This window comes from Allobosea sp. 05T439 (assembly GCF_056396005.1).
In genome coordinates this window covers 184665-210226 of record NZ_JBFTKP010000003.1, presented here as the reverse complement: position 1 = coordinate 210226, position 25562 = coordinate 184665, and the positions used below count along the sequence as shown (strand labels likewise).

Genomic DNA, 25562 nt, shown 5'->3' with positions numbered 1-25562 from the left:
CGCCATGGCCCTGTCCGATATGCCGGCCTTCGAGCCGCCTGCCGATACGGCCAGCGAGCGCTATCGGCGGCGGGTGCTGGGCAAGCTCCTGCTCGCTGTCGGGGCGCTTGCGCTGCTCACGCTGGCGCTCGTGGTCGATGTCTCGGTGGGGCCCGGCAATTTCCCCTTGATGGATGTGGCGCGCGTCATCCTCGAACCGGGATCGATGGGCCCGAAGCTCGACGTGATCGTCTGGGATGTGCGCCTGCCCGTCGCGGTGATGGCCATTCTCGTCGGTGCCATGCTGGGCACTGCCGGGGCGCAGATGCAGACCATCCTCGGCAATCCTCTCGCCGATCCGTTCACGCTCGGCATCTCGTCGGCGGCGAGCTTCGGTGCGGCGCTTGCCATCGCGACCGGCGTCTCGCTCGTGCCTTTCGCGGGGGCCTTCCTGGTGACGGCGAACGCCTTCCTGTTCGCGCTCGCGACCTCGGCGATCCTGTTCCTGTTCACGCGGCTGCGCGGCGTCACCGTCGAGACCTTCGTGCTCGTCGGCATCGCGCTGTTCTTCACCTTCAATGCGCTTCTGGCCTTCATCCAGTTCCACTCGTCCGAAACCCAGCTGCAGCAGATCATCTTCTGGATGATGGGCAGCCTGTCGCGCGCCACCTGGACGAAGCTCGGGATCTGCGCCGGCCTGCTTGGAGTCATCCTGCCGTTCTGCCTGCATCGCAGCTGGATGCTGACCGCGCTCACCATGGGCGACGAGCGGGCCGCCGCCCTTGGCGTGCGCGTCGCGCGGCTGCGCCTCGAAATGCTGGTCTGCATCTCGCTGCTGGCCTCGACCGCCGTCGCCTTCGTCGGCACGATCGGCTTCATCGGCCTGGTGGGGCCGCATATCGCCCGGCTTCTGGTCGGCGAGGACCAGCGCTATTTCGTGCCGGTCGCGGCGATTGCCGGCGGCCTCATCCTGTCCGTCGCGTCGACGCTGTCGAAGGGCATTACCCCGGGGATCATCTATCCCATCGGCATCATCACCGCCCTCGTCGGCGTGCCGTTCTTCCTTAGCCTCGTGATGTCGATCCGCCGGGAGCGCTGGCAATGAGCCTTTCAATCGAGTCGATCGGTTTCGCCTATCGTGGCCGCGGCGACGTCTTCGACGGACTCAGCGCTCTGKGGCTCGAGCGCGGCACCGTCACCGCCGTGGTCGGGCCGAACGGGGTTGGAAAATCCACGCTGTTTCGCCTCGTGGCCGGGCTGCTGCGCCCGCGCGCCGGCACCATGCGGCTCGACGGGGCCGACCTTGCCGGAATGACATCGCGGCAGCGGCATGATGCGATCTTCTTCCTGTCGCAGCATGTCGCGATGCGGGCTGCGCTCTGCGTCTTCGATTATGTGCTGCTCGCCCGGAAAGCCCATGGCGGCCGCGCCACGCGCGAGGATCTGCGGGCGGTGGAGGAGGCGCTCGGCACGCTGCATATCGACCATCTCTCGGAGGTTCCGGTGTCGGACCTTTCGGGTGGCCAGCAGCAGCTCGTCTCCGTGGCCCAGGCCTTGGTGCGCGCGCCCAGCGTGCTCCTGCTCGACGAGCCGACAAGCGCGCTCGACCTGCGCCGGCAGTTGCAGGTGACCAATGTCATCCGCGAGACGACGCGGCGGCGCGGCCAGGTCACGCTCGTCGCCTTGCACGATCTGGCACTGGCCAGCCGCTGCGCGGATCGCTTCCTGCTGATCGACCGCAAGACCGTCGTCGCCGATGGCCGCCCCAGGGATGTCCTCTCCCATCCGGCGGCGTCGGACGTGTATGGCGTCGACATCACGCTGGAACAGGGTGCGACCGGCAATCTCCTGGTCGACACCACGCTGCGCGCCGGCACCGAGCKGCCGACGGCCTGAGAGGGCAGGGGGCGCCGCTCTTCGCCCAGGCCGATGGGCGTCGCATGCGCTCTGGCCGCGCCGACTGCGCCAACGGCCTTGGCGTCGGCCAAGCGACATTCATCCGTTCGGGGTGCCGCCCAGCCGCATCTGGCTCGGCGCCAGCCCGGTCCATTGCTTGAACGCATGCGAGAACGCGCTGACTTCGTGGAAACCCAGCAGCCAGGCGACCTTGGAGACATGGTGGTCGCCATCATTGAGATAGCGCAAAGCCAGATCACGCCGCAGTTGCCGCAGGACCTCCGAAAAGCTCAGCCCCTCCTCGGCGAGCCTTCGCGCCAGTGTCCGTTCGCTTAATCCAAGCTGGCGGGCGATGACTTCGGCGCGAACCTTGCCGTGAGGCAGCAGCGGAGCAATCGCATTCTCGACGCTCACCCGAAGCGGGCTCGCATTGGTCGTGCGGGATGATAGCGCCGCCTCGCAATAGGTCTGGAGGAGATCGTTGAGATAAGGGTCGGCATTCACGAGATGGCGTTCGCGCGCATCGGCCTGCAGAACGAATGCATCGGTCTCGGCGCCGAACTCCACCTTCGTCCCGGCAAACCGCGACATCGCAGAGGTGTCGCCCGATCGGTGATGCGCGATCGAGACGTGTTGTGGGACGAGATTTGCGCCGGTCAGGATGCGGCAGATCCTGATTGCTCCAAAAATGCAGAACTCGGCCTGGTGCCGATCGCAATGCCGGGGAAGGCCGGCATAGCTCAGCGTGACGGTGAACCCGCTTCCCTCGGCAATGCTGAAGACCAGCGCTTCATTGGTGATCGCGCTGTAGCGCGCAATCCGTTGCGTTGCGTCGCCGAGCGTTTGTGAGGATGCCATCACGTAGAACAGCAAGCCCATGGCTCGGGGGTCGAATTCCTGGGCCAGGGTGAAGCCGAGGCAATCATCACCCAGTGCCGCCGCGGCCCGGTCCAGGAATGCGACCTGACGCCGGGAGGGCACTCTCTGATCGTGATCGGCGAGCATGTCCTCGGTCAGGCCGACCTCGTTCAGGAGAGGCGCGGCCGGTATGCCGGCGCCGGCAAGACGCGCAACGGCAAGGCGCGAGATGCCCGCTAGCGTGGTCGGCAGGGAGGTCAGGTCGCGTGGCAAAGCCGCCGAACTCCCCTGCTCATGTCCGGGACGAGCAAAATCTTGGCCGAAATTAACAAGCGTCGGATGCTCCAGCAACGTATTTCAGGGATGTCCGGTCTGCGTGCGCGCACCGGCCACGCCTCGAAGGCAATAGGCCCAGGACAAACCAATAAGCCCAGAACAAACCTGTTGCGGAATTGGAGCCTATGGATGAGATCTCGCCGGCGTCTGGCCTCATTGAGCGCTGTCGGGATCATGATTTCTTCGACCGGTCACGCTGCGACCTTTGCTTGGGAATGTAGGTTCCCTAGCTTTCGCAATGCCCTGACCTTTGTTTGGGATACCGATAAAAGCTCCGCTTCCCTGATTGGCGGCGCGGGCTCGGCGACCTTGTGGCCGAATTTCGGCACGATTGCCTCCGGGCAGGCTGTTGTCTCATTCGCTGAGCCGACCTCTGGCGGAGCCATCCAGACGACAACGATCATCGTCAACACCGGAGAAGCGATTCATAGCCGCAATGCCATCGTCGGCGGGAAGTTTGTTCCCTCGCAAGATTCGGGTCAGTGCAGGCAAAGGCGCTGAATCTAAAATCTGCGCGCCTGCTAATATGCGTCAGTATTATCTTATTGATTTATGTTTATTAAATTAAGTTAATAATATTAATTGCGATTTACCAAAATATTGATTACAAAATTCGGCGTGCATATTCCTGAGGAATCCCGGCGCGATGCGCGTCTAAATCACCTATCGGCAGGAACGGTCACAAAGTTGCCGAACTCCCTGTCCATAGCGCTTCGATCAGCGAACAATGCAGTCTCAAATCGGGAGAGAAAAAATCTTTGGTAATTAGGAAAAAGAGGCAGAGCCGTCAGCAACATTTTTCGGGTACGCCGAGCCGACGTTGTCGAGGCCGATTTGCCATGAATGTTAAACTCAACGGTGATGCAGACTGTATGTTTGCGATACAGAATTTTGCTTCGCGTAACGGTCGTCACTCTCGGTCGGCGACGGGAAAGATTGTCGCCTGCGAAGTGGTCGTCATTTCCACTGTCGCGTTCCGGCGCGGCGCCGGCGTATCCGGACGACGCGCTAATACAGATCAGTCGTCAATGAATAGCCTGAGGCCTGACGCCGTTCCGTGGTTCTCCCGCGCGTTGAGCGGCGCGGTAACGCCTCGGCACGAGGCCGCTTGATGCGGCTCTGCCCGCAGCCTCACTCCTCATCGCAATGGCCGTAACGCCAGTTAACCCACGTTAGTCAAACAGCCTTGTCGCCTTCGGCATATCGAGACGCTGCGCTACGCAGGGCCTTCGCCATGCTTCGGGACAAGCTCCAGCAAAACGAGTTCTTTTCCGCCTCCACAGCCTCCGTGAGAGCCTTGATGTGCTCGTCTCCGGTCAGGCCGCGGCGCCCAAACCCAGCAAACAGACCAAGCCACAAGGGCCGCTGATCCTGCCGACGATGGATCCGGACCGCGAACGCACGGCTTGACCCTTACCCCCCGGAGTATCCCCATGAAGCGCATCGCCCCACTGGCGTTGCTTTCGCTTGCGGCCTTTGTCGAGCCGCCCGCCACGACCCTGGCGACCACGCAGCTCATTCTCACCGGCGTGCCGGTCGTCGTCGACGGCGACACGCTGGCGAGCGAGCAGCGCTGCCTCGCCGAGGCGATCTATTTCGAGGCGCGCTCCGAAGCGGAGGACGGGCGCGTCGCCGTCGCCCAGGTGGTGCTCAACCGGGTCAAGAGCGGGTATTATCCGGGGTCCGTCTGCGGCGTCGTCTATCAGAACCGCCACCGCAGGCTCGCCTGCCAGTTCACCTTCGCCTGCGAAGGCAAGTCGTTGCGCATCAAGGAGCCGGAGCAGTGGCAGGTGGCCCAGCGCATCGCACGTGAGGTTTACGAGGGCCGGACCTATCTCGTGGAGGTCGGCGATTCCACGCATTATCACGCCGATTATGTCCAGCCCTCCTGGGCGAAGAGGCTGAAGAAGATGGATGTGATCGGCCGCCACATCTTCTACAGCCGCGGCACGACCGGACTGGCCCATTCAGGGTGACCCGGACCTGAGGCCGGCGCTCGCTTCGCAATTGCGAGCGCGGCCCCTATAGGTTGCGCGGCGATCAGTCTCGCCGGGAGTCATGCCTATGGCCTATCTGTCCGATGCCCGCGCCCTCACGCTGGCCGATTTCGCCCGGATGAAAACGGCGGGCGAGAAGGTCGCGATGATGACCTGCTACGATTCGAGCTTCGCGAGCCTGCTCGAGAGCTGCGGTGTCGAGATCCTGCTCATCGGCGATTCCATGGGGAATGTGCTGCAGGGGCACGCCACGACCCTGCCCGTGACCATGGAGCAGATGGTCTATCACACGGCCTGCGTGGCGCGCGGCGCCAGGCGCGCCTTCATCATGGCCGACATGCCGTTCGGCTCGTATCAGGAAGGTCCTGCCCAAGCCATGCACAACGCCGCCAGGCTGATGGCTGCCGGCGCCCATATGGTGAAGCTCGAAGGCTCCGACTATGCCGTCGAAACCGTTCGATTTCTCGTCGAGCGCGGCGTCCCGGTCTGCGGCCATCTCGGGCTGACGCCGCAATCGGTGCACCAGCTCGGCGGCTACCGGGTCCAGGGCAAATCGGCTGATGCTGCGACCAAGCTCAAGGCCGACGCCGCCGCGCTGGAGCAGGCGGGTGCGCGCTTCCTCGTGCTGGAAATGGTGCCGTCGACGCTCGCCGCCGAGATTGGCGAGGCGAGCGACGCCATGCTGACGATCGGGATCGGCGCCGGTGTCAACTGCAATGGCCAGGTGCTAGTCCTCCACGACGCGATCGGCGTCTATCCCGGCAAGAGGCCACGCTTTTCCAAGGACTTCATGGTCGGCGCGGGCTCGATCCAGCAGGCGGTCGAGGCCTATGTCGCCGCGGTGAAGAGCCAGGAATTCCCGGGGGCGGAGCACAGTTACTGAGAGCCGGCTCCGGCCGCAGGGGCATGTGGCCGGCCGCCGATCTGTCGCTGCAATGCAGGCAGCGAGGGACGGACATTATCAGTCGGATGCGCCCGCTATCTCCGGGGCGGCCTCCGTTAGAATGGCCTCGGCGCGATCTTTCATTATATAAGTTGGAATATAACGATCGGCTTCGTCAATTCCTACCAGAACGCTTTCCTATCCTGACCTCCGCCTATCGGACGGTTGACAGCGGTGCCGGAACGGCCGGAACATGCCGAAAATCGCATGGCTGCCGGTAGTGACGCGCCTCGGCTGGCAATGACGGTGCGAAGCGGGTGGAAATGGATGCCGAGCATGGTCGAGACTGCGCGAGGCCTGCACGCTGATCGGATATATTCGACACTGAACAACGCTGCGGCAGTGGCGCAATCGGCCGTGGCGGCGTCCTGGTCGCGTTCCGCGGTCAGATACGGGCTCGATCCCAACCACGCCCGGCCGCCCTGGCGGCTCAGCCAGCATGAATTCGATGCCGCCTTCGAACGCCTGGATCCGCTGATCCGAGTGGCGCAGTCGACCCTTGATCGGCTCTTCCAGTCGGTCGGCGATGCCGGCTGCTGCGTGCTGTTCACCGATCGCGAGGGCGTGCCGCTCGATCGACGGGGCGTCGTCGGCGACGATGTCGATTTCCGCAATATCGGGCTCTGGACCGGAATGGTCTGGAGCGAGGCCAGCGAGGGCACCAACGGCGTCGGAACCTGCCTCGCGGAGGGGCGTCCGTTGACGATCCACCGCGACCAGCATTTCCTGACGCGCAATATCGGCCTGAGCTGCAGCGTCGCCCCGATCTGGGACGCGCAGGGGCGGCTGATCGCGACGCTGGATGTCTCGACCTGCCGGGCCGACCTGACGCCGGCCATGCTGAAGCTTGTCGCCAGCGCGACGCTCGAGGCGGCGCACAGGATCGAGGCTCATCATTTCCGGATGGTTTTTCCCAAGGCACGCATCGTCGTCGCCCAGGACCGCTTCGGCGGCGGCGGAGGTCTGCTGGCTGTCGACAAGGAGGATCTCGTCATCGGGGCGAGCCGGGCGGCGCGGCTGGCCTATGGGCTGACCGACGAGCGCCTCGCGCACCCGTTTCCCGCCGACGATCTCCTGGCGGGTGACGAGGCAAGGCCTGCCGAGGCGTTGAGCGCCGCCGAGCGCGGCGTCGTGCAGCGGGCTCTAGCGCGGGCCAATGGCAATGTCTCGGCGGCGGCGCGCATGCTCGGGGTCAGCCGCGCCACCATGCACCGGAAGCTGACAAGGCTCGGGCTCCAGCGCGGCCGGTGAGCGCACGGGTGGCCGAACATGCAATCTCTTCCAAAACCTGTCGCAAAGCTGAGACAGTCGGGCATCTGAAAGCGCCGCACGCCTCCTGACAACGCCAAGCATTGCGGCCGATCCTGCCCTCCAGGGCGCGGCCTCACAGCGCTGCGATGGAGGATGAGATGAACAAGCCCGAATTCAACCGCACGACCGCGACGCCGTTCAAGGCGCGCTATKGCAATTTCATCAACGGCAAATGGGCCGAGCCCCAGTCAGGGCGCTATTTCGAGAACACCTCTCCGGTGAATGGCCGGCTGCTCTGCGAGGTCGCGCGCTCCGACGCGAACGACATCGAGGCGGCGCTCGACGCCGCCCATGCCGCCAAGGGTGCCTGGGGCCGCACCAGCGCCGCCGAGCGGGCGCTGCTCCTCAACAAGATCGCCGATGTGATGGAGGAGAATCTCGCGCTTCTCGCGCTGGCCGAGACCTGGGACAACGGCAAGCCGATCCGGGAGACGACCGCTGCGGATATGCCGCTGGCGATCGACCATTTCCGCTATTTCGCCGGCGCGGTGCGCGCGCAGGAAGGCGGCATCTCCGAAATCGACCATGATACGGTCGCCTATCACTTCCACGAGCCGCTCGGCGTCGTCGGCCAGATCATTCCCTGGAACTTCCCGATCCTGATGGCGGTCTGGAAGCTGGCGCCGGCGCTCGCCGCCGGCAATTGCGTCGTGCTGAAGCCGGCAGAACAGACGCCCGCCTCGATCCTCGTCCTGGCCGAGCTGATCGCGGACATCCTGCCGCCGGGCGTCCTGAACATCGTCAACGGCTTCGGCCTGGAGGCCGGCAAGCCGCTCGCCTCGAGCAACCGCATCGCCAAGATCGCCTTCACCGGTGAGACCACGACCGGCCGCCTGATCATGCAATATGCCAGCCATAACCTGATCCCGGTGACGCTGGAGCTGGGCGGCAAGTCGCCGAACATCTTCTTCAAGGATGTGACGCTCGAGGATGACGATTTCTTCGACAAGGCAATCGAAGGCTTCGTCATGTTCGCGCTGAACCAGGGTGAAGTCTGCACCTGCCCGAGCCGCGCCCTGGTCCATGAGAGCATCTATGACCGCTTCATGGAGAAGGCGCTGAAGCGCGTCGAGGCGATCAAGCAGGGCGACCCGCTGGATAGCGCGACGATGATCGGTGCGCAGGCCTCGTCCGAGCAGCTCGAGAAGATCCTGAGCTATTTCGATATCGGCCGGCAGGAGGGCGCCGAGGTGCTGATCGGCGGGGCGCGAAACGAGCTGCCAGGCGATCTGGCGGGCGGCTATTACGTCAAGCCGACCGTCCTGAAGGGGCACAACAAGATGCGGGTCTTCCAGGAGGAGATCTTTGGGCCGGTCGTCTCCGTCACGACATTCAAGGACGACGAAGAGGCGCTCTCGATCGCCAATGACACGCTCTATGGCCTCGGCGCCGGCATCTGGACCCGTGACGGCAATCGCGCCTATCGCTTCGGCCGCGCGATCCAGGCGGGCCGGGTCTGGACCAATTGCTACCACGCCTATCCCGCGCATGCGGCCTTCGGCGGCTACAAGCAGTCCGGCATCGGTCGCGAGAACCACAAGATGATGCTCGACCATTACCAGCAGACCAAGAACATGCTGGTGAGCTACTCCCCGAAGAAGCTCGGCTTCTTCTGAAGCCCCTGGGGCTTCTCCTGAAGATGTTCAGCTTCTCCCTGAAGAAGCTGGCTTCTTCAGGCGTTTGCCCGCCCCTCCATGGGCACAGGCCCGGCACGCCCGCAGCGAACGTTGCTGCTGGCGTGCCGGGCTCTCCCTCAAGCCGCATGGCCCGGCGTTGAGCCTGGGCCTACGGCAGGTTTTGGTCGTCCCACGCCACGGGGAGCTCCGGCATGAGCGAGCACGTCATCGGACAGGTCCCAGTCATCGAGCAGGCACAAGGTATCGAGCAGGTCACCGCCACTCCGACCGCCTTGCGCCTGATCTCGCGGCTGCAGGCCGAGCACGGAGACATTCTGTTTCATCAGTCGGGAGGCTGCTGCGATGGCTCCTCGCCGATGTGCTATCCGCAGGGCGATTTCATCGTCTCCGATCAGGACGTGAAGCTGGGCGAGGTTGGCGGCGTTCCGGTCTATATCAGCGGTTCGCAATTCGCTCTCTGGCGCCATACCCAGCTCATCATCGACGTCGTCCCTGGGCGCGGCGGGATGTTCTCGCTGGAAAACGGCACCGAGCAGCGCTTCCTCACGCGCTCGCGTGCCTTTTCCGGCGAGGAGATGTGCCGCCTCGACGGCGGAACAATCAGCTCCKCCAGCTGAGCTGGGTCCGGCCGGCCTCACGGCTCKGCGATGATCAGCCGCAACGAACCATCGAAAGCCGCTTGCCGGCGCAATGCCCCGTGACGCGTGTCCCAGCTGCCGTCTTCGAGCGCGCGCTGGAGATCGGCGACATAGCCCGCGCGGACCGGCTCGCCGACGAAGCTCCAGGCCGAATTCGCCGCCCGGGCACCGGCCTCGAGCAGGCGTTCCGGGCGCCCATAATAGGCCTCGTTGAAACCGTCCCGGCAGTCGAAGGGAATGGCGACCGGGTCGGCGCGCGTCTGGCCGCCGAGCAATGTGCGGATCCGGCCAAGCGCGGGGTAGCGGCGGGCCTCGGTGGCGAGAACCTCGGGCGCGTAATCGTTCAGCCAGAAGCGTTGCACGAGATCGGGGTCGCAGCTCAGGATGATGACCCGTCCGCGCGTCACGCGCCGCATATCGGCAAGCCCGGCCTCCAGGTTCTTCCATTGATGGATGGAGAAGGTCGTCATGCTGGCGTCGAAATGCCCGTCCGGGAAAGGCAGCGCCTCGGCGACCGCGTCAATGGCAGGGGCGAGATCGGCGGGACGTTGGGCGCGCATCGAGGCCGAGGGCTCGACGGCCGTGACGTCGCGATCCCGCGGTTCGTAGGAGCCTGCGCCGGCTCCGACATTCAGCACGGTCCGCGCGGTGCCGAGGGCCTGCTCGATCTGGGCGGCAATTGCCGGCTCGGGCTGCCGATACGCGGTATAGCCCGCGCCGATGACGCCGTAATTCGCGTCCCCGGCGCTGCCGTCCGCTTGGCGTGGATTCACCGAACCGACCGTCATCGAGACCTCCCTGTTGCGTCAAAGGGGCTGGCAGATGCGTGCGGGCCTTGCGCCGCGCATCGCCTGCGTTCCGTTAACTCAGTGCACAGCCACCTGCCTTCCTCGACCCGCCCATGAAGACACGGGATCGACTGAAAGCTGGCCGGCCATGGCGGTTCTTCTAGAGGTACACTGCCCCTCATGCTATCGAGTTAAAATCCGATCATGGTGAGCTAAACTCACGGACCATCAGTCATGCCGCGCAAGCTTCCGCCGCTTTCCGCCCTCAGGGCCTTTGAGGCGACGGCGCGTCTCGGCTCGGTGACGCGTGCGGGCGAGGAGCTCGGCCGAACCCATGGCGCGGTCAGCCGCCAGCTTCGGAGCCTGCAGGATCATGCGGGTGTGGAGCTTTTCGAGAAGGCGGGGACCGGCTTGCGGCTGAATGAACGCGGCGAGGCCTTGCGGCAGGTCGTCGCCGGATCGCTCGATGCGCTCGAGCAGGGCTGGCTGCGCGTGCTGGAGGAGGCGCGCGGGCCGAGCGTGCATGTGGCCTGCAGCGCCACCTTCGCCATGCGCTGGCTCGTGCCGCATCTGCAGGGCTTCTACCGTCGCCATCCCGAGATCCGGCTACGCCTGTCGATGACCTCCGCGCAGGAGATCAGGCACCAGGGCGCCGATCTGGTGCTGGTCTGGGATCGCCGCTCCTATCCCGCGCGCGACCGGGAGAGGGCGATCCGCCTGACCGATATCGCCTTCGGGCCCGTCTGCGCTCCCGGGCATGCGATCACGCGGGACGGCGAGCGCCTGGTCTGCTCGACCCGGATTGCCCATGAGCACAGCGCGAGCGCCTGGGAGACCTGGCAGGTCAATACGGGCCTGACGGCGAGCCACGAGGCGGAGCTCTTCTTTCCGCACACGCATCTCTGCATCGAGGCGGCGCTGGCGGGCTTGGGCGTGGCGCTTGTCGAGCAGCGCATGGGCGGGGAAGACCTTGCGGCCGGCAGGCTGGTTGCGCCTTGCGGGTTTGTTCCGTTCGCCGATGGCCTTGCCGCCATCCCCGCCAGGGATCATGGCGTTTCACCGGCCGCGCGCGCCTTCCTCGTCTGGATCGCCGAAGAATTTGCCGCCGAAGCTGCCGCCCCCTGAGCCGTCGCCTGTCGCCGAGATCGCGGGAGACGGCGTGTCAGGAACCGGCGCGTGTCCGATGGAGCGGCAGGATGGCATCGCGCGTCAGCGGGGCGAGTTCGGGATGGGGCGCGCAAGCCGGATCGAACCGGATCAGCTCCGCGATCTCCGCGGCGGGGGCGAGCGTCCGATCCGTGGACAGGCTGAACAGCTCCGCCTCGACGGTAAAACCCTGCTCATGGGCTGCAGGCGCCGCGAAACAGCCGAGATAGCGCGGCGACGACGGCGCGACGACAAGGCCGAGTTCTTCGTGCAGCTCGCGTATCAGCGCCGCCAGCGGCGTCTCGTCGGGCTGGATCTTGCCTCCGGGCTGCATGAAGGCGCTGGTGCCGCGCTTCCGCACCAGGATCAGCCGGTCCTGTCGGTCCGTGAGCAGGGCGGCCGCGATCCTGATCGTCGGCGGGGTGTTCAAAGGCATCTGTCCGGCAGGCCGATTGGTCAGTTCCTTCAGTTGGAGAGACCGGTCTTGGCGACGAGCGCCGGGTCCGGGCGATAGAGCGCGGGATACAGGCGCTTCAGGCTTTCGATCTTCGGCAGGTCGTTGATCACGATATAGGGGTGGCTCKGGTTCTTCGTCAGGAAGTCCTGATGATAGGCCTCGGCCGGGTAGAAGGGCCGGTCCGGCTCGATCTTGGTCACGATCGCCGCGTTAAAGGCCCTGGCCTGGTTGAGCTGGGCGATATAGGCCTTGGCGATCCGGGCCTGGTCCGCATTGGTCGGGAAGATCGCCGAGCGGTACTGCGTGCCGATATCGGGACCCTGGCGGTTGAGCTCGGTCGGATCATGCGCTGCCGAGAAATAGACCTGCAGGATGCGCGCATAGCTGATCTTGCGCGGATCATAGGTGATCTGGACGGCTTCGGCATGGCCGGTACGGCCCGAACCGACCTGCTCGTAGCGGGCGGTCGCCTTCTCGCCGCCGGCATAGCCGGAGACGGCATTGCTGACACCGTCGACATGTTGGAAGACGCCTTGCACGCCCCAGAAGCAGCCGCCGGCCAGGACAGCGACTTCGGACGTGGCTTGCGGGGCCGGTTCAGCGGCCGACAGGGCGGGAATCGCGCGGGGTGCATTCTCGGCGGCCGATGGTGAAATCCGCAGGCCGAGGCCGACGAGCCCGATCAGCGCCAGGGCGGCGAGGGCAGGCCGGCCGTAGCGCGCGACGGGCGATCCGGCGGTCTTGGCGCGTGGATGTGTCATGTCCAATCTCCCTGTTCAGCCGAAGGTGAAGGCATAGGCCTGTACGCCGGGGTCGAGGAAGCGGATCTCGAACAGGCGATCGCCGACCTCGCCCTTCTGGCGTATGAGCTGGTGGAGCCGCTGCTCGCTCACAATCCCCTGGCCGTCGGCATCGCTGTCCATGCCATGGTCGTCGCCGGGCGGGGCGCCGTCGATGGTGACGCGAAAGCGCACCGGTTTGCCATCCGCTCCCGGGCCGAGAACCAGATGCAGGTCGCGCGCATGGAAGCGGAAGCCGATGCTACCATCCTTGTCGTCCAGCGCGGCGTGCTCCGCACCGATCGTCCAGCCGCCTGACAGGCCCCATTCATTGAGCCGGGGCTGGCCCAGCGCATAGGTCCGGTGCGTGTCCTGGACGATCCCGCCGGGCGAGACGAAGTTTTCCGCCCGCTCATAGCCCAGATAGGTCTCCGGCGAGCGGACATTGCCGGCATCGGATGCGGCTTCCGCGCCGACGGCCTTGACCGCAACGAGTTCTGTCGGCGTACCGGTCCTGCCGGCCTCGGCCAGCAGCGTCTGGATCACCCGTTCGGAGGCGTCATAGTCCCCCTCGCCGAACTGATGGTGGCGGACCCGGCCTCGCGCGTCGATGAAGTAATGCGCCGGCCAATAGCGGTTCTTGAAGGCGCGCCAGATCGCAAAATCATTGTCGATCGCGACGGGGTAGCCGATCTGAAGATCGTTCACCGCCTTCTTGACGTTGCCGATGGTCTTCTCGAAGGCGAATTCCGGCGTATGCACGCCGATCACCATCAGACCCTGATCCTTGTACTTCTCGGCCCAGGCGCGGACATAGGGGATCGTCCGCAGGCAGTTGATGCAGGAATAGGTCCAGAAATCGATCAGGACGACCTTGCCCTTGAGCTGCTCATTGGTCAGCGGCGGCGAGTTCAACCATTCGACCGCCCCCGCCAGCACCGGCATCACGCCCTCGACGGGCAGTTCGTCACTCGCCTGCGCAGGCTTGCCCTGCATCATCATGGCGTTGCCGCCCGTCATGGCCGGGTTCGCGGCCATCATGGCGGGGTTGGCGCCCGTCATCGCCGGGCCGCCCTGCATGGCCACCGGGGACTGTCCGGGCGCCTCTGTTTCCGGCCGGAGCCGGTCGACCAGCCGTTGCTCCAGCGCCGATGTGCTCGCCAGCGAGACGCGTGTCAGGAAGCCGGTGTCGAGCCCGAGCGCGATCGCCGCGACCGAAGCCAACACCGCAACACCCATACCCCGCCGTAGCCACTCGCCGGCGCCCAGCGAGCGCTTCATGGCGGAAAAGACCCGGCCGCCGACCAGGAGCGCCAATGCGAGCGAGGTTGCAGCTCCGGCGGCATAGGAGAGCAGCAGGAGCGAAGTGCCGGCATTCGCCCCCTGCAGGGCCGCTCCGGTCAGGATCAGTCCGAGAACCGGCCCGGCGCAGGGCGCCCAGAGCAGGCCGGTTGCGACGCCGAGCAGCAGCGAAGGCGCGACTGCGCCCTTGCCCTGTTCCGCCTGCTCGGAGAGGCGGCCGCCGAGCGCCACCAGCGGGCGTGTCGCCCAGTCCGAAAGGGAGGGGAACAGCAGCGCGAGCCCGAAGACGGCGAGCAGGCCGATTGCGATCAGCCGGCCATATTGGTTGGCTTCGACGGCCCAGCTGCCGCCGACGGCCGCCAGCGTCGCGATGCCGGCGAAGCTCGCGGCCATGCCGACGAGCATCGGCAGCCCGCTGCGCAGGAAGGGCTGGCCCGCACGGGCGAAGACGAAGGGCAGGACAGGCAGGATGCAGGGGCTGACGATCGTCAGCACACCGCCGAGATAGGCGAGCAGGAACAGGGTCATCGCTGCCGCTCTCAGGCCGCCATCGGCTTGAAGGTCATGGAAACGCCATTCATGCAGTAGCGCAGGCCGGTAGGCTTCGGACCGTCGTTGAAGACATGGCCCTGGTGGCCGCCGCAGCGGCTGCAATGCACGCTCGTGCGCTGCATCCCGAGCGAGTTGTCGGTCTCGGTGCCGACCGCCTTGTCCAGGGGCGCCCAGAAGCTCGGCCAGCCGGTGCCGCTGTCATATTTCGTGGTCGAGGAGAAAAGCGGCTGGTCGCAGCCGGCGCAGGCGAAGTCGCCACGGCGCTTCTCGTTCAGCAGCGGGCTCGTATAGGGGCGCTCCGTGCCGCTCTGGCGCAGGACGGCGTATTGCTCGGGCTTGAGCAGGCGGCGCCATTCGGCGTCGGTATGGGTGACGGGGAAGGTCACCTCGGAACGCGCGATGAGGGCCAGCAAGGGCGATGATGCCGCCGCAAGGCCTGCGCTTCTCAGCAGGATATGTCGCCTCGTCATCATGGTGCTGGCCTCCCGCTCCGGGATGATTCCTGTGTCCCCGAACAAGCTAGCGACGAGACCGCTATTCTTCCATGGGCATAGCGCTCACCGCGCGACCATGTGATCGCTGCGTGATGTCGCAATCTCATCCCGGCCGGCTATCGCGAAGGGGCGATGACACGGGGCCGCGAACGGCCCGGCGCTGTATCCATGAGGGCGCAACGCGGGGCCGCTACACGCATGGCGAGAAGCCCGCGCCGAAGGCACTCCCGCCCCGCGGCGGCCAACGGGACGGATGCGGCTGGACCAGATCGGCACCACGTCAATCGCAGCCGGGCGGGGCTTCCGGAGCTGGGGCAATGTCGCGGGGGCAGGATGGCACGTCTACAAGCCAGCTGCGGCTTGCCTTCTGGGTGTAAAGCGACACTTGACGCGTGACGGCTGCGGGCCTACATCGTCGGCGTGGACATCGAGAGCATCAGGCATAAGGCGCTCCGGACGTTCGCGGAGACAGGGAGAGCCAAGGGGGTGCCTGGCAATCTCGTCGGACGACTTCGGAATATGCTGGCCTATCTGGCCGTGATCGAGGCAGTCGAAGAACTGAACATTCCGCCCAATTTCGGCGCTCACCTTCTGACTGGCGATCGCTCTGGCGTTTGGTCGCTCACGGTCACGAAGAACTGGCGAATGACCTTTCACATCAACGAGGCGGGCGCGATCGAGGACATCGATCTGGAGGATTGTCACTGATGGCCATCAAGCTTCATCCAAGCTTCGCCGTCCACCCGGGGGCGTGGCTTAAGACCGAGTTCGTCCTGCCGCATGGGCTGAGCGTAACCGTCACCGCGGAGAAGTTGGGCGTGACCCGTCAGGCCATGAGCAATCTTCTGAACGGCAAGGCCGGCTTGTCGGCCGAGATGGCGATCCGCTTCGAGAAGGCGTTCGGCGTCCGCGCCGATACGATGCTGCGGATGCAGGCGGCGCATGATCTCGCCGAGGCCAGGGCCCATGAAGACGACATCAAGGTGCAACGGATCGCCGTGGCTGCCTGAGGCCGTCTATTTGCGGCTCCGTTCATTCGTCTCCCGGATCAGCGCGATCAGCGCGCGCAGGCCCGCCGGGACGTGCCGGCGGCCGGGATAGTAGAGACAGAGGCCGGGAAAGGGCGGGCTCCAGTCCTCCAGCACCGGGATCAGTGCCCCTGAGGCGATATGCGGTGCGACCGACCATTCGCTGAGATAGGCAAGACCGGTCCCGGCCAGGGCCGCCTCCAGCATCAGGGTCATTTCGTCGAGGGTGAGTGATCCCGGCACATCGATCTCGACCTGCTCGCCGCGCTGCTCGAACTCCCAGTGATAGATCGCGCCGCTCGCCATCCGCGCGCGGATGCATCGGTGCTGGAGCAGGTCGCCCGGCACGACAGGCCTGGTGCGCCCCTGGAAATAGCCGGGCGATCCGACCACGACCTGTCGCAAGGCGGGGCCGATCGGAACCGCGATCATGTCCTGCGGGACCGTCTCCGCCAGCCGGATACCGGCGTCGAAGCCCTGTCCGACGATGTCGACCAGGCGTCCCTCGGTGACGAGCACCACGTTCATGTCCGGGTAGCGCCTGAGATAGTCCAGGATCACCGGCGTCAGGACCATTCGCGCCGCGCCGGCCGATGTGTTGATCCTCAGCGTGCCGGCCGGGGTTTGCCGATGGCTGTTGATGCCCTCGATCGCGCCGCTGATCTCGGCGAGCGCCGGAGCGATCCGGGCGATGAATTGCTCGCCGGCATCGGTCATCGCAACGCTTCGCGTCGTTCGGTTGAACAGCCGCACCCCCAGTCGCGCCTCCAGCGCAGCCACAGCATGGCTCAGCGCCGAGGAGGACATGCCGAGTTCGGTTGCGGCTGCCCGGAAGCTGCCGAGCCGCGCAACGGCGGCGATCGCGTCGTATTCGCCGAGGCCTGTCTTCATTGTCCCGAATTCCGCATCACTTCATGCCGCTTTATCCTGATTATCCAATCGATCCGAGCGGCCTATCTCGGCTTCATCAAACCCGAGGCACCGGAGGCCAGCCATGAAGACCATCGACACGATCTATATCGACGGGGCGTTCGTCACGCCGCACGGAACGGAACTCTTCGACCTCCACAACCCGGCGACCGGCCGCGTGATCGGCCAGGTCCAGCTCGGCGACGAGATCGACACCCGCGCCGCGATCGCAGCCGCCAAGCGCGCCTTTCCCGCGTTTTCACGCAGCTCGAGGCAGGAGCGCATCGCCTTGCTCAATCGGTTGGCCGACGCGGTGCAGGCGCGCAGTGCCGAGCTGACCGAGGCCGTGATCGAGGAATATGGGGCGCCCATATCCCGGGCGGAGTGGATGTCGGACTATGCGGTCGGCGGTTTCCGGCTCGCGGCGCAGACGCTGGAGACCTATGAGTTCACCCGCCGGATCGGCTCGGCGAAGGTGACGATGGAGCCGCTCGGCGTCGTCGGGCTGATCACGCCCTGGAACGCCAATGCCGGCTTCATCTGCAACAAGCTCGCGATGGTGATCGCCTCGGGCTCGACGGCCGTGATCAAGCCCAGCGAGATGAGTGCGATCCAGACCCAGATCGTGACCGAGGCCCTGCACGAGGCCGGTGTTCCCGCCGGTGTGTTCAACATCGTCACCGGTCGCGGCGAGGTCGTTGGGGCAGAGATCAGCGCACATCGCGATATCGCCAAGGTCTCGTTCACGGGATCGACCGCGACCGGCCGCGCAATCCTGCGTGCCGGGGCCGAAACGATGAAGCGCGTGACGCTCGAACTTGGTGGAAAATCGCCTATGGTCATTCTCGACGATGCCGATTTCGCTGAAKCCGTGCCCTTCGCATTGATGGCCGGCTTCATGAACAGCGGCCAGGCCTGCATCGCCGGCACCCGTATCCTGGTGCCGCGGGCGAGGCTCGCGGAGTTCGAGGCGGCGATCAAGGCGGCCGTGGCGGAGGTCAGGTCGGGCGCCCCGCGCGATCCGGAAACGGCGATCGGCCCGATGGTCAGCCAACGGCAATGGGACCGCGTCCAGTCCTATATTCGCAAGGGAAGCGAGGAAGGGGCGACGCTCCTAATCGGAGGCGAAGGACGGCCAGAAGAGACGAAGGATGGCTGGTTCGTGCGGCCGACCGTCTTCACCGATGTCCGCAACGACATGACCATCGCGCGCGACGAGATCTTTGGGCCGGTCCTGTCGATCATCCCCTATGGCACCGAGTCTGACGCGATCGCGATCGCAAACGACACCGATTACGGCCTCCACGCCTATGTCGCCGGTTCCGATCCCGCTCGCGCGCAGGCCGTGGCGGACCAGCTGGTCGCCGGGCGCGTCGTCATCAACGGCGCTCCCATGGAGCCGATGGCGCCGTTCGGCGGCTTCAAGCAATCCGGTATCGGGCGCGAGAACGGCGTGTTCGGGCTCGAGGCCTATCTCGAACCCAAGGCGGTGATGGGCTGATCGGGGCAGGCTAGTATCCGGGGCCCGGCTGAACGGCGGGCCCCTGCCTCCACCCGCACGCGGTTCAGGCGTTGATCGCGGGATGGAGCAGGTTTTCCAGGCCGATAGTGCGGTAGATCTCGCGGCGCATGCGGTCGGCGACGCCGTTGACGATCTCCGCGCCGTCCTGCGACGGGTCGACATGGACGCGGAACGGGCGTTTCCCGAAAGGCGCGTCGACGACCCGGACGATCGCGCGGGCGACCTCGTCCGGGTCGGCATCGGCGGGTTCCAGACCGGCGAGGCCCTTGAGCGCCTTGTCGGCGATGCCGGCATAGGGGCCTGACGCATATTCCGCCGCGCGTGCCTCGTCGGCAGGCTTGCCGGAATGGGCGAAGTGGTTGGTGCCTTTKGTGAAGGCGCCGGGCACCATGAAGGTGGTCTCGATGCCCCAGAGCGCGAGCTCGGTGGAGTAGGAGACCGCCAGCGCATCCATCGCTGCCTTGGCGGCGAAATAGGGTGCGAGGAATGGTGGCGTGCCGCCACGCGTCGAGCTTGAGCCGACCCAGACCAGCAGGCCCTTGCCCTGGGCTCTCAGCCGGGGAAGGGCCGCGCGGTTGACGCGCTGCGCGCCGAGCACGTTCACGTCATATTGCTGGATGAACTGGTCGGGGGTGAAAGCCTCCGCCGGCCCGAAGACCATGTGGCCGGCATTGTGGACGATGACGTCGAGCCGGCCGGCTTCACTGATGATCCGGGCGACACCGGCCTCCGCGGACGGGTCCGACTGGACGTCGAGTTCGACCGTGCGCAGATCGACGCCTTCCGCGCTCGCCCATTGCGCCGCAGCCGCGACCTGCGGTGCGTTGCGGCCTTCCGTCTCGCGCATCGAGGCGTAGACGATGTGGCCGGCCCGCGCGAGGGCCTTGGCGGTCATCAGGCCGAAGCCCGAGGAGGCGCCGGTGACGAGGATGACTTGGCTGGACGGGCTGGGCATGACGCTGGTCCCTTGCTGAGCGTGAGATGAAGTGCAGCGGTCCCGGGGAAATCCCGGGCGTGCCGGATCAGATGATCCCGCCATTGGCTCGCAGCGTCTGGCCGTTGATCCAGGCGCCGTCCGGCCCTGCCAGGAACGCGACGGCATCCGCGATGTCTTTGGGCTGGCCGAGGCGTTCGAGCGGGGCGAGCTTCGCGAGGCGGTCGATCACCTCCTGCGGCTTGCCGTCGAGGAAGAGCTTGGTCGCTGTCGGGCCGGGCGCGATCGCGTTGACGGTGATGTTCCGCCCGCGCAACTCCTTGGCGAGGACGCTCGTCATCGCCTCGACCGCAGCCTTGGTCGCGGCATAGACGCCGTAGCCCGGCTGCAGCAGGCCGACGACGCTGGACGAGAAATTGACGATCCGGCCGCCATCGCGCAGCCTCCGGGCGGCTTCGCGCAGGGTGTTGAAGGTGCCTTTCAGATTGACCGCGATCTGGCGCTCGAACAGGGCGTCGTCACTGTCTGCGATATTCGCCAGGGTCATGATGCCGGCATTGTTGATCAGCACATCGACGCCGCCGAAGGCGGCCTCGGCGCTGTCGAACATGCGACGCACCGCCTCGACATTCGTGATGTCGGCCTGGGCGGCGACGGCGCGACCGCCCGCGGCCTCGATCCGGGCGACGAGCGCCTCGGCCGACGCGGCATTGCCGGCATAGTTCACCACCACGGTGAAGCCGTCCTTGGCGAGACGCTCGGCAACCGCAGCGCCGATGCCGCCTGAGGCGCCCGTCACGATCGCGACCTTGCTGCTCGGGTTCGTCATGGTCTTTCTCCTTGGCTCACTACCGGTGTCCGGCGGCTGTGAGGGGAGAATGGACGTTCCCTTGCGCGGGATAATCAGCCATTATCCGGCATCACTATTCGAACAGGCGAATAATGGACCGCTTCGATGCCATGCGGGTCTTCACCCGGATCGTGGAGCGCCGCAGCTTCACGCAGGCCGCCGAGGATCTCGGCCTGCCGCGCTCATCGGTGACCGATGCGGTCAAGGGGCTGGAGGCGAGGCTGGGCGTGCGCCTGCTGCAGCGGACGACCCGACAGGTCAGCCCGACGCTCGACGGCGAGGCCTACTACCGGCGCTGCCTGGCGCTGATCGCCGATCTCGAAGATGCGGAAGGCGCTTTTGCCGGTGCCAAGCCGAGCGGCCTGGTGCGGATCGATGTCCATGGCACGCAGGCCCGGCATTTCCTGCTGCCGGGGCTGGGCCGCTTTCTGGAGACCTATCCCGGCATTCGCCTGCATATCGGCGAGGCGCATCAGGCTCTCGACCTCGTCCGCGAAGGGTTCGACTGCATCCTGCGGGCGGGCCCGCTCGTCGACAGTCCCCTGATCCGGCGCAAGCTCGCGGAGCTCGGCCGCGGCACCTTCGCGAGCCCCTCCTATCTCGAACGCTTCGGCGAGCCGCGGACGCCGGACGATCTGGAGCATCATCGCATCATTGGCCTGTTCGCTCCCGATGCGGCGAGCGTCAGTCCGCTGGTTTTCACCGAGCGCGACCGGGAACGGCAGATCACCCCGCCTTCCGTGGTGACCGTGACCGGCCCCGAGACGAATGTCGCCTGCGCCTGCCTCGGCCTCGGGATCATTCAGGTCCCGCGCTACCGCGTCGCACCCGAACTGGCCAGCGGCGCGCTCGTCGAGATCCTGGCGGACTATCCTCCGACCCCGTTGCCCGTCCATGTCCTCTATTCGCATACGCGCCAGCTTTCGCCGCGCGTGCGCGTCGTCATCGACTGGATGGCGGAACAGTTCCGGTCCCGCACCATGTAGGGCGGGGAGGCCGCTTGTTGGTATGGTGACGGGGGCGTGGCGCGCCCGAAACCGAGCCTATGATTCTCAAACAGCAGCATCGGCTGCCACCGCCGAAGCGCAGGCACCAGGCGCTGCCCCGTTCATGGCGGTGGGGAGCTCCTGTGCGTTGGGCCCGGCGGCCGCAGTCGGGCTCAGAACCGTTTCAGGCCCTGTGCCGAAGCGTGCGCAACTGGCGCTCGAGAAGCATCAGCCGGATGCCGTGCTGTTTCTGAATGCGGCACATGTCTTCGAGTATGGCCAGCAATTGTGCCATATTGACACCGGCTCGGGCTGGCTCGGGCTCAAGGCCAAGCCGCTGAAACAGGGAGGGGTTTTCGACCAGGCGAGGCATATCCGGCATGGTGTGATCCTCATTTCTGGTGCCCATTGGGCTGTCTTCACGGCCCCGAGGTGTTCCATTCCGGAACACCTCACGCCCGCACCACATGCCCAGCAAGAACGCCGCCAGACATGTCTGGGCCCTCCGCGCGAACCTTCGGCTCAGGACGGCGTTCCGATTGAACGGGGCCAAGGCGCCTGCCGGGAACCAGCCGGCGCAATCTTGGTTCAGTCCAAGGCGCATCAAGCGAGGACGGATCTGATGACACGCACGATCATCCGCTCATTCGACGACCCTGCCGATGCCGAGACTGCCATCACGAGACTGGAAGCAGCAGGCCTGCCGCCAGATGACATCAGCATCATTCGCTCCCCCACAGCGACCATCAGCAAAGATGCCTCCCGGGGAGCCGAGCTCGGCGGCGCTGTCGGCGCGGGCGCGGGCCTTCTGGCCGGGGTGGCAGCACTTCCCCTGCCTGGTATCGGGCCGGTTCTGGCGGCCGGGTGGCTGCTCGGCACATTGGCCGTCGGCACCACGGCCGGCGCCGCAGCCGGAAGCCTGATCGGGGCGCTGACCGGCGCCGGACTGAGCGAGGACGAGGCCCATTTCTACGCGGAAACGATCCGGCGCGGCAGCACGGTGGTCTCGGTCCGCACCTCCGATTCCCATGCCGCGGTCATCGAGAAGATCCTGGATGGAGCCGGTCCGATCGATGCGAAGGCGCGCCGCGGCGAATATGAGCGGGCAGGCTGGAGCCGCTTCGACGAAACGACATCGCCTCCGTGACGCCGCCTCGAGGCGGCCGTCCTCTGAAAGGAGAGGCAAAGCCGGGGTCATGGCTGAGGCTCGGTCGGCATGATAGCGCTGGGCCCGGGACAGGGATCACGGCCGCCTGGGGAGGGAACCATGGATTTTCAGTTGGCGCTCATCATTGGGCTGACCTTCGTGATCCACCTGATCGGCACGCTCGCCTATGCCTTCAGGATTGCGGGCATCCGCACCGGCCACATCGCCATCGCGTTCTCCCTCTTCAACGTTCTCGTCCTGATCTCGCGGACTTCAAATTCATTTCAGGGGCCATTCCTGGCCAAGCGTGTCGAGAACGCCATCAAGAGTCCCATACTCCATGATCTTCATTTCGATTTCGCGCTGATCATCGCCAGTGCCTCGGCCGCCACCTTGATCGGTGGCCTGCTGATCCCGACCTTTCAACGCTACTCGACGATCGCGGTGTCGAGCTTCAAACGAAATCGTTCGATGCCGCGCCTGTTGGCGCGCTCTCTGACGCCACGCGGCGTTTCCCTCCTCGGGACATCGGCCAAGATCCCGAGCTACCAGAATCTCTATCTTCTCAAGCTCCCGACAGATGTTCCCGTGTCGGTCATCCTGATGAATTTCGTAGCCAGTGCGCTTTGGACCGTTGGCGTGCTGGCGGCGATCTATGCCGGAACGATCGATCCGGACTTGCGCGTGACTGCGAGCACGCTGTCCTCAGTGATCAACGGCGTCGCGACGATCATGATGTTCATCCTGATCGATCCCTATCTTGCGGCCCTTACGGACGACACCGTCAGCGGAACCTCGGATGACGGCTTCTTCCGAAAGGTCGTGGTCTGGATGATTGCCGGGCGTTTGGCGGGAACCATCGCTGCTCAGGCCATTCTGGTGCCTGCTGCGCAGTTGATCGTCTGGGTCGCCAAGGCAATCTAGCGCCCGTTGCCTGAGCTCCAACAGTGGGGGGCAAGCTGACTGATCGAGTGCTGCCCGCCGACCCTCGCCAGCAGCGGCGGCCTGACGGCTGCATCGGCCATCATGCGAGACAGGCTTCGCCGCCCGCCGCGACGATCTCCTCCTCGCACATGCTCCGATGCGGCGCCGGTCACCTTGCTTCCGCTCGCTAAGACAGTGTGGTCGCTCTCCCCGACGGCAGTTCCAGCCGCCGGGAGATTTGCGACGCCTCCAGGAGTGCTTCGTCGTGGCTGACGACGACGAGCGCGCCGTCATAGGCGCGCAGCCCGGCCTCCACAGCCTCGATCGAGTCGATGTCCAGATGGTTCGTCGGCTCGTCGAGCAGGAGCAGCGGAGGAGGGGTCTTTCCGCCGAGAACGCAGGCGAGGCCGGCACGCAGCATCTGTCCACCGCTGAGGGACAAGACGCGCTGAAGCGCGGCATCGGCCCTGAACATGAAGCGGGCGAGCGCGGCCCGGCAGGCATTTTCGTCGGCCTGCGGATTGATCCGAAGGAAATTGTCCCTGATCGAGAGCGCTGGATCGAGCAGGCTGACGCGCTGGTCGAGCATGGCGAAACCGGTCAGGACGCGGACGCTCCCCGCCCAGGGCCGCAACTGTCCGGCGATCAACGCAAGCAAGGTCGTCTTTCCCGAGCCATTGGGGCCGGTGACGGCCAGGCGCTCCGGGCCGGTCACCGTCAGGGAGAGGTCGCGGAGAATCGGCCGCTCCCGCTCATGGCCTGCGCTGACGCGATCGATCGTCAGCACGGTTCTGTTCGCCGGCAGCCCTGTCGAGGGCAGGGTTACAGAGAGCGGCTGCAGAATCTCGATGCGCTCGCGTGCGGCAGTCGCGGCCGCCAAGGCCTGCGAGCGTCTGTCCTCGGTGAGGCGGGCATTGCCGCCTCCGCTGTCTTCGCTGCGATCCTTCAGCAGGCCCAGGGCGATCCGTGGCATGCCGCCCTTCGCACCTGTCCTGCGGCCGGCCCCGTCCTTGCGGGCCTTGCGTTCGGTTGCCGCCTGGGCCTCGCGGGCCAATTCGGCGAGATGTTTGTCGGCGTCCGCGAGATCGTGCTGCGCGGCGGCGAGCTCGAGCGCCTTGCGCTCGCGATAGGCGCTCCAATTGCCGCCACAGCGCGTCGCGCCGAGAGAGGTCAGCTCGACGATGGCATCCATGGTCTCGAGCAGTTCGCGATCATGGCTCACGACGATGGCACCAGAGCGCCAGTTGGCGAGGAGATCGATCACGGCGCTCCGGCCTTCCCGGTCGAGATTGTTCGTGGGTTCGTCCAGCAGGAGGAAATCGGGTTCCGCGAAGATAAGCGCAGCGAGGCTGGCCCGCGTGCGCTGCCCGCCGGAGAGGGCAGTCAGTCGCGCCTGCGGTTGCACTTCAAGCCCAACCTGGGCGAGGGCGGCCGACAGGCGCGCCTCAAGCGTCCAGTCGGCTTTCCCGAGTTCGTCGATGGTGGCTTCGCCGGCCGCGGCACGGTGCAGGAGCGCCAGCGCCTCAGTCGCTCCAAACAGCCCCGCGATCGTTTCGTCGGGATTGATCTGGACGGCCTGGCGCAGGACGCCGAGCGTTCCGCTCACAAAAACGCGCCCCGACTGGGGGGAGAGTTCGCCAGAGATCAACCGGAGAAGCGAGGTCTTTCCGATGCCGTTACGGCCGACGAGGCCGACGCGTTCCGGCCCGAAACTCAGGTCGAGGTCAGAGAGGAGAGAGCGGCCGTCAGGTGCCGACAGCGTCAGATGGGACAGGATGATGGAGGCAGGCATGAATACGGATCTCCCCGGGGGCAAGGCGGACTGGCTTTGCGGTCGGGGTGAAATCCATGGCTGCAGACATCCTGTGGGAACTGATAACGGGCGTTATCTAGCTCCGTGATCCCTCCGGATCAAGCGTCGTACGGAGGCTTTGCATTGCACGCCGGGTCTGGACGGTCGCGCTTTTGGCACAGCCGGAGCTGGGCGAACAGGACAGGGGGCTGTCAGCTAAATGTCAGCTTGCTGAGTGTATGTTTCTCCCAGCGCGGCACATCTTCAGCCCCCCAGCTCTTGTGTCGCGCTTGCATCGGCCCCGCCGTTTCGCACGATCCGGCGGGGCTTCGCATGTCGGTGCCTTGCCCGCGCGGC

The 25562-nt window shown here is 65.8% G+C and carries 25 protein-coding genes and 1 pseudogene; 15 read left to right on the top strand and 11 right to left on the bottom strand.

Annotation, left to right across the window (positions count from 1 at the left end; genetic code table 11):
• Positions 1–10 precede the first annotated feature (10 nt).
• Together AC1DIO_RS04955 and AC1DIO_RS04950 are read left to right on the top strand one after the other, a co-directional pair.
• The gene (locus AC1DIO_RS04955) at positions 11–1084 is read left to right on the top strand and encodes a FecCD family ABC transporter permease (RefSeq protein WP_441504855.1); all 1074 of its coding nucleotides are present in this window, start codon (positions 11–13) and stop codon (positions 1082–1084) included.
• Positions 1081–1875 carry an ABC transporter ATP-binding protein gene (locus AC1DIO_RS04950; protein WP_476853183.1) on the top strand — a complete coding sequence of 265 codons (795 nt, stop codon included), beginning with the start codon at positions 1081–1083 and terminating at the stop codon, positions 1873–1875. Before AC1DIO_RS04955 ends, AC1DIO_RS04950 begins: the two co-directional genes overlap by 4 nt.
• Positions 1876–1974: 99 nt before the next feature.
• Here AC1DIO_RS04950 and AC1DIO_RS04945 read toward each other — a convergent pair whose 3' ends face one another.
• Positions 1975–3006, bottom strand: coding sequence for an AraC family transcriptional regulator (locus tag AC1DIO_RS04945; protein ID WP_441504699.1), 1032 nt, complete (start codon positions 3004–3006; stop codon positions 1975–1977).
• A 42-nt stretch (positions 3007–3048) separates the two neighbouring features.
• Between AC1DIO_RS04945 and AC1DIO_RS04940 the strand changes: the two genes are divergently transcribed.
• The 6 genes and pseudogenes from AC1DIO_RS04940 (at position 3049) to AC1DIO_RS04915 (ending at position 9574) form a co-directional block, all read left to right on the top strand.
• Positions 3049–3570 carry a hypothetical protein gene (locus AC1DIO_RS04940; protein ID WP_441504698.1) on the top strand — a complete coding sequence of 174 codons (522 nt, stop codon included), beginning with the start codon at positions 3049–3051 and terminating at the stop codon, positions 3568–3570.
• A gap of 1061 nt (positions 3571–4631) precedes the next feature.
• Positions 4632–5045 (top strand): annotated as a pseudogene (locus AC1DIO_RS04935) (cell wall hydrolase); the annotation flags it as partial.
• A gap of 88 nt (positions 5046–5133) precedes the next feature.
• Positions 5134–5949: a 3-methyl-2-oxobutanoate hydroxymethyltransferase gene (gene panB, locus AC1DIO_RS04930; protein WP_441504697.1), complete on the top strand. Its 816-nt coding sequence runs from the start codon at positions 5134–5136 to the stop codon at positions 5947–5949.
• Between the two features lie 336 nt (positions 5950–6285).
• Positions 6286–7260, top strand: coding sequence for a GAF domain-containing protein (locus tag AC1DIO_RS04925; RefSeq protein ID WP_441504696.1), 975 nt, complete (start codon positions 6286–6288; stop codon positions 7258–7260).
• Between the two features lie 158 nt (positions 7261–7418).
• Positions 7419–8936, top strand: coding sequence for an aldehyde dehydrogenase (gene adh, locus AC1DIO_RS04920; protein WP_476853182.1), 1518 nt, complete (start codon positions 7419–7421; stop codon positions 8934–8936).
• 212 nt (positions 8937–9148) lie between these two features.
• Complete coding sequence (locus AC1DIO_RS04915) at positions 9149–9574, top strand: DUF779 domain-containing protein (protein ID WP_476853181.1); 426 nt, start codon at positions 9149–9151, stop codon at positions 9572–9574.
• Positions 9575–9591: 17 nt separating this feature from the next.
• On the opposite strand, the gene AC1DIO_RS04910 is transcribed toward AC1DIO_RS04915, so the two are convergent.
• Positions 9592–10383 carry a class I SAM-dependent methyltransferase gene (locus AC1DIO_RS04910; protein ID WP_476768961.1) on the bottom strand — a complete coding sequence of 264 codons (792 nt, stop codon included), beginning with the start codon at positions 10381–10383 and terminating at the stop codon, positions 9592–9594.
• Positions 10384–10617: 234 nt separating this feature from the next.
• Here AC1DIO_RS04910 and AC1DIO_RS04905 point away from each other — a divergent pair, with 234 nt between their 5' ends.
• Complete coding sequence (locus AC1DIO_RS04905; protein WP_476853180.1) at positions 10618–11508, top strand: LysR substrate-binding domain-containing protein; 891 nt, start codon at positions 10618–10620, stop codon at positions 11506–11508.
• Positions 11509–11545: 37 nt separating this feature from the next.
• Here the strand turns inward: AC1DIO_RS04905 and AC1DIO_RS04900 are convergent, their stop codons facing one another.
• Genes AC1DIO_RS04900 through msrB form a run of 4 tightly spaced genes read right to left on the bottom strand, consistent with a single transcriptional unit; the run spans position 11546 to position 15089 of the window.
• A complete protein-coding gene (locus tag AC1DIO_RS04900; RefSeq protein WP_441504691.1) occupies positions 11546–11959 on the bottom strand; it encodes an NUDIX hydrolase in 414 nt (137 codons plus the stop codon).
• Positions 11960–11994: 35 nt separating this feature from the next.
• Positions 11995–12747, bottom strand: a complete 753-nt coding sequence (gene msrA / locus AC1DIO_RS04895) for a peptide-methionine (S)-S-oxide reductase MsrA (protein ID WP_476853179.1) — start codon at positions 12745–12747, stop codon at positions 11995–11997.
• A gap of 15 nt (positions 12748–12762) precedes the next feature.
• The gene (locus AC1DIO_RS04890; RefSeq protein ID WP_441504690.1) at positions 12763–14595 is read right to left on the bottom strand and encodes a cytochrome c biogenesis protein DipZ; all 1833 of its coding nucleotides are present in this window, start codon (positions 14593–14595) and stop codon (positions 12763–12765) included.
• A gap of 11 nt (positions 14596–14606) precedes the next feature.
• Entirely contained in the window at positions 14607–15089 is a 483-nt protein-coding gene (msrB, locus tag AC1DIO_RS04885; protein ID WP_441488839.1) for a peptide-methionine (R)-S-oxide reductase MsrB, read from the bottom strand.
• A 444-nt stretch (positions 15090–15533) separates the two neighbouring features.
• Here msrB and AC1DIO_RS04880 point away from each other — a divergent pair, with 444 nt between their 5' ends.
• The gene (locus AC1DIO_RS04880) at positions 15534–15821 is read left to right on the top strand and encodes a type II toxin-antitoxin system RelE/ParE family toxin (protein ID WP_441488613.1); all 288 of its coding nucleotides are present in this window, start codon (positions 15534–15536) and stop codon (positions 15819–15821) included.
• On the top strand, positions 15821–16123 hold the full coding sequence (locus AC1DIO_RS04875; RefSeq protein WP_441488612.1) for a HigA family addiction module antitoxin: 303 nt from the start codon (positions 15821–15823) through the stop codon (positions 16121–16123). The genes AC1DIO_RS04880 and AC1DIO_RS04875 overlap by 1 nt, the downstream gene beginning before the upstream one ends.
• Before the next feature lie 6 nt (positions 16124–16129).
• On the opposite strand, the gene AC1DIO_RS04870 is transcribed toward AC1DIO_RS04875, so the two are convergent.
• Positions 16130–17032 (bottom strand): LysR family transcriptional regulator, encoded by a 903-nt coding sequence (locus tag AC1DIO_RS04870; RefSeq protein ID WP_441504689.1) that lies wholly within the window; start codon positions 17030–17032, stop codon positions 16130–16132.
• A gap of 103 nt (positions 17033–17135) precedes the next feature.
• On the opposite strand from AC1DIO_RS04870, the gene AC1DIO_RS04865 reads away from it, so the two are divergent.
• Positions 17136–18551, top strand: a complete 1416-nt coding sequence (locus tag AC1DIO_RS04865; RefSeq protein WP_476853178.1) for an aldehyde dehydrogenase family protein — start codon at positions 17136–17138, stop codon at positions 18549–18551.
• 64 nt (positions 18552–18615) lie between these two features.
• Here AC1DIO_RS04865 and AC1DIO_RS04860 read toward each other — a convergent pair whose 3' ends face one another.
• Positions 18616–19527: an SDR family oxidoreductase gene (locus tag AC1DIO_RS04860; protein WP_441504687.1), complete on the bottom strand. Its 912-nt coding sequence runs from the start codon at positions 19525–19527 to the stop codon at positions 18616–18618.
• Between the two features lie 67 nt (positions 19528–19594).
• Positions 19595–20335 carry an SDR family oxidoreductase gene (locus AC1DIO_RS04855; RefSeq protein ID WP_441504686.1) on the bottom strand — a complete coding sequence of 247 codons (741 nt, stop codon included), beginning with the start codon at positions 20333–20335 and terminating at the stop codon, positions 19595–19597.
• Positions 20336–20448: 113 nt separating this feature from the next.
• Here AC1DIO_RS04855 and AC1DIO_RS04850 point away from each other — a divergent pair, with 113 nt between their 5' ends.
• Complete coding sequence (locus AC1DIO_RS04850) at positions 20449–21342, top strand: LysR family transcriptional regulator (RefSeq protein WP_441504685.1); 894 nt, start codon at positions 20449–20451, stop codon at positions 21340–21342.
• Positions 21343–21526: 184 nt separating this feature from the next.
• Here AC1DIO_RS04850 and AC1DIO_RS04845 read toward each other — a convergent pair whose 3' ends face one another.
• Positions 21527–21724 carry a hypothetical protein gene (locus AC1DIO_RS04845; RefSeq protein WP_441504684.1) on the bottom strand — a complete coding sequence of 66 codons (198 nt, stop codon included), beginning with the start codon at positions 21722–21724 and terminating at the stop codon, positions 21527–21529.
• 240 nt (positions 21725–21964) lie between these two features.
• Here AC1DIO_RS04845 and AC1DIO_RS04840 point away from each other — a divergent pair, with 240 nt between their 5' ends.
• Together AC1DIO_RS04840 and AC1DIO_RS04835 are read left to right on the top strand one after the other, a co-directional pair.
• Entirely contained in the window at positions 21965–22489 is a 525-nt protein-coding gene (locus AC1DIO_RS04840; protein ID WP_441504683.1) for a hypothetical protein, read from the top strand.
• 120 nt (positions 22490–22609) lie between these two features.
• Positions 22610–23413, top strand: coding sequence for a lipid II flippase Amj family protein (locus AC1DIO_RS04835; RefSeq protein WP_441504682.1), 804 nt, complete (start codon positions 22610–22612; stop codon positions 23411–23413).
• Between the two features lie 187 nt (positions 23414–23600).
• Here the strand turns inward: AC1DIO_RS04835 and AC1DIO_RS04830 are convergent, their stop codons facing one another.
• Entirely contained in the window at positions 23601–25205 is a 1605-nt protein-coding gene (locus AC1DIO_RS04830) for an ABC-F family ATP-binding cassette domain-containing protein (RefSeq protein WP_476853177.1), read from the bottom strand.
• Between the last annotated feature and the right edge of the window lie 357 nt (positions 25206–25562).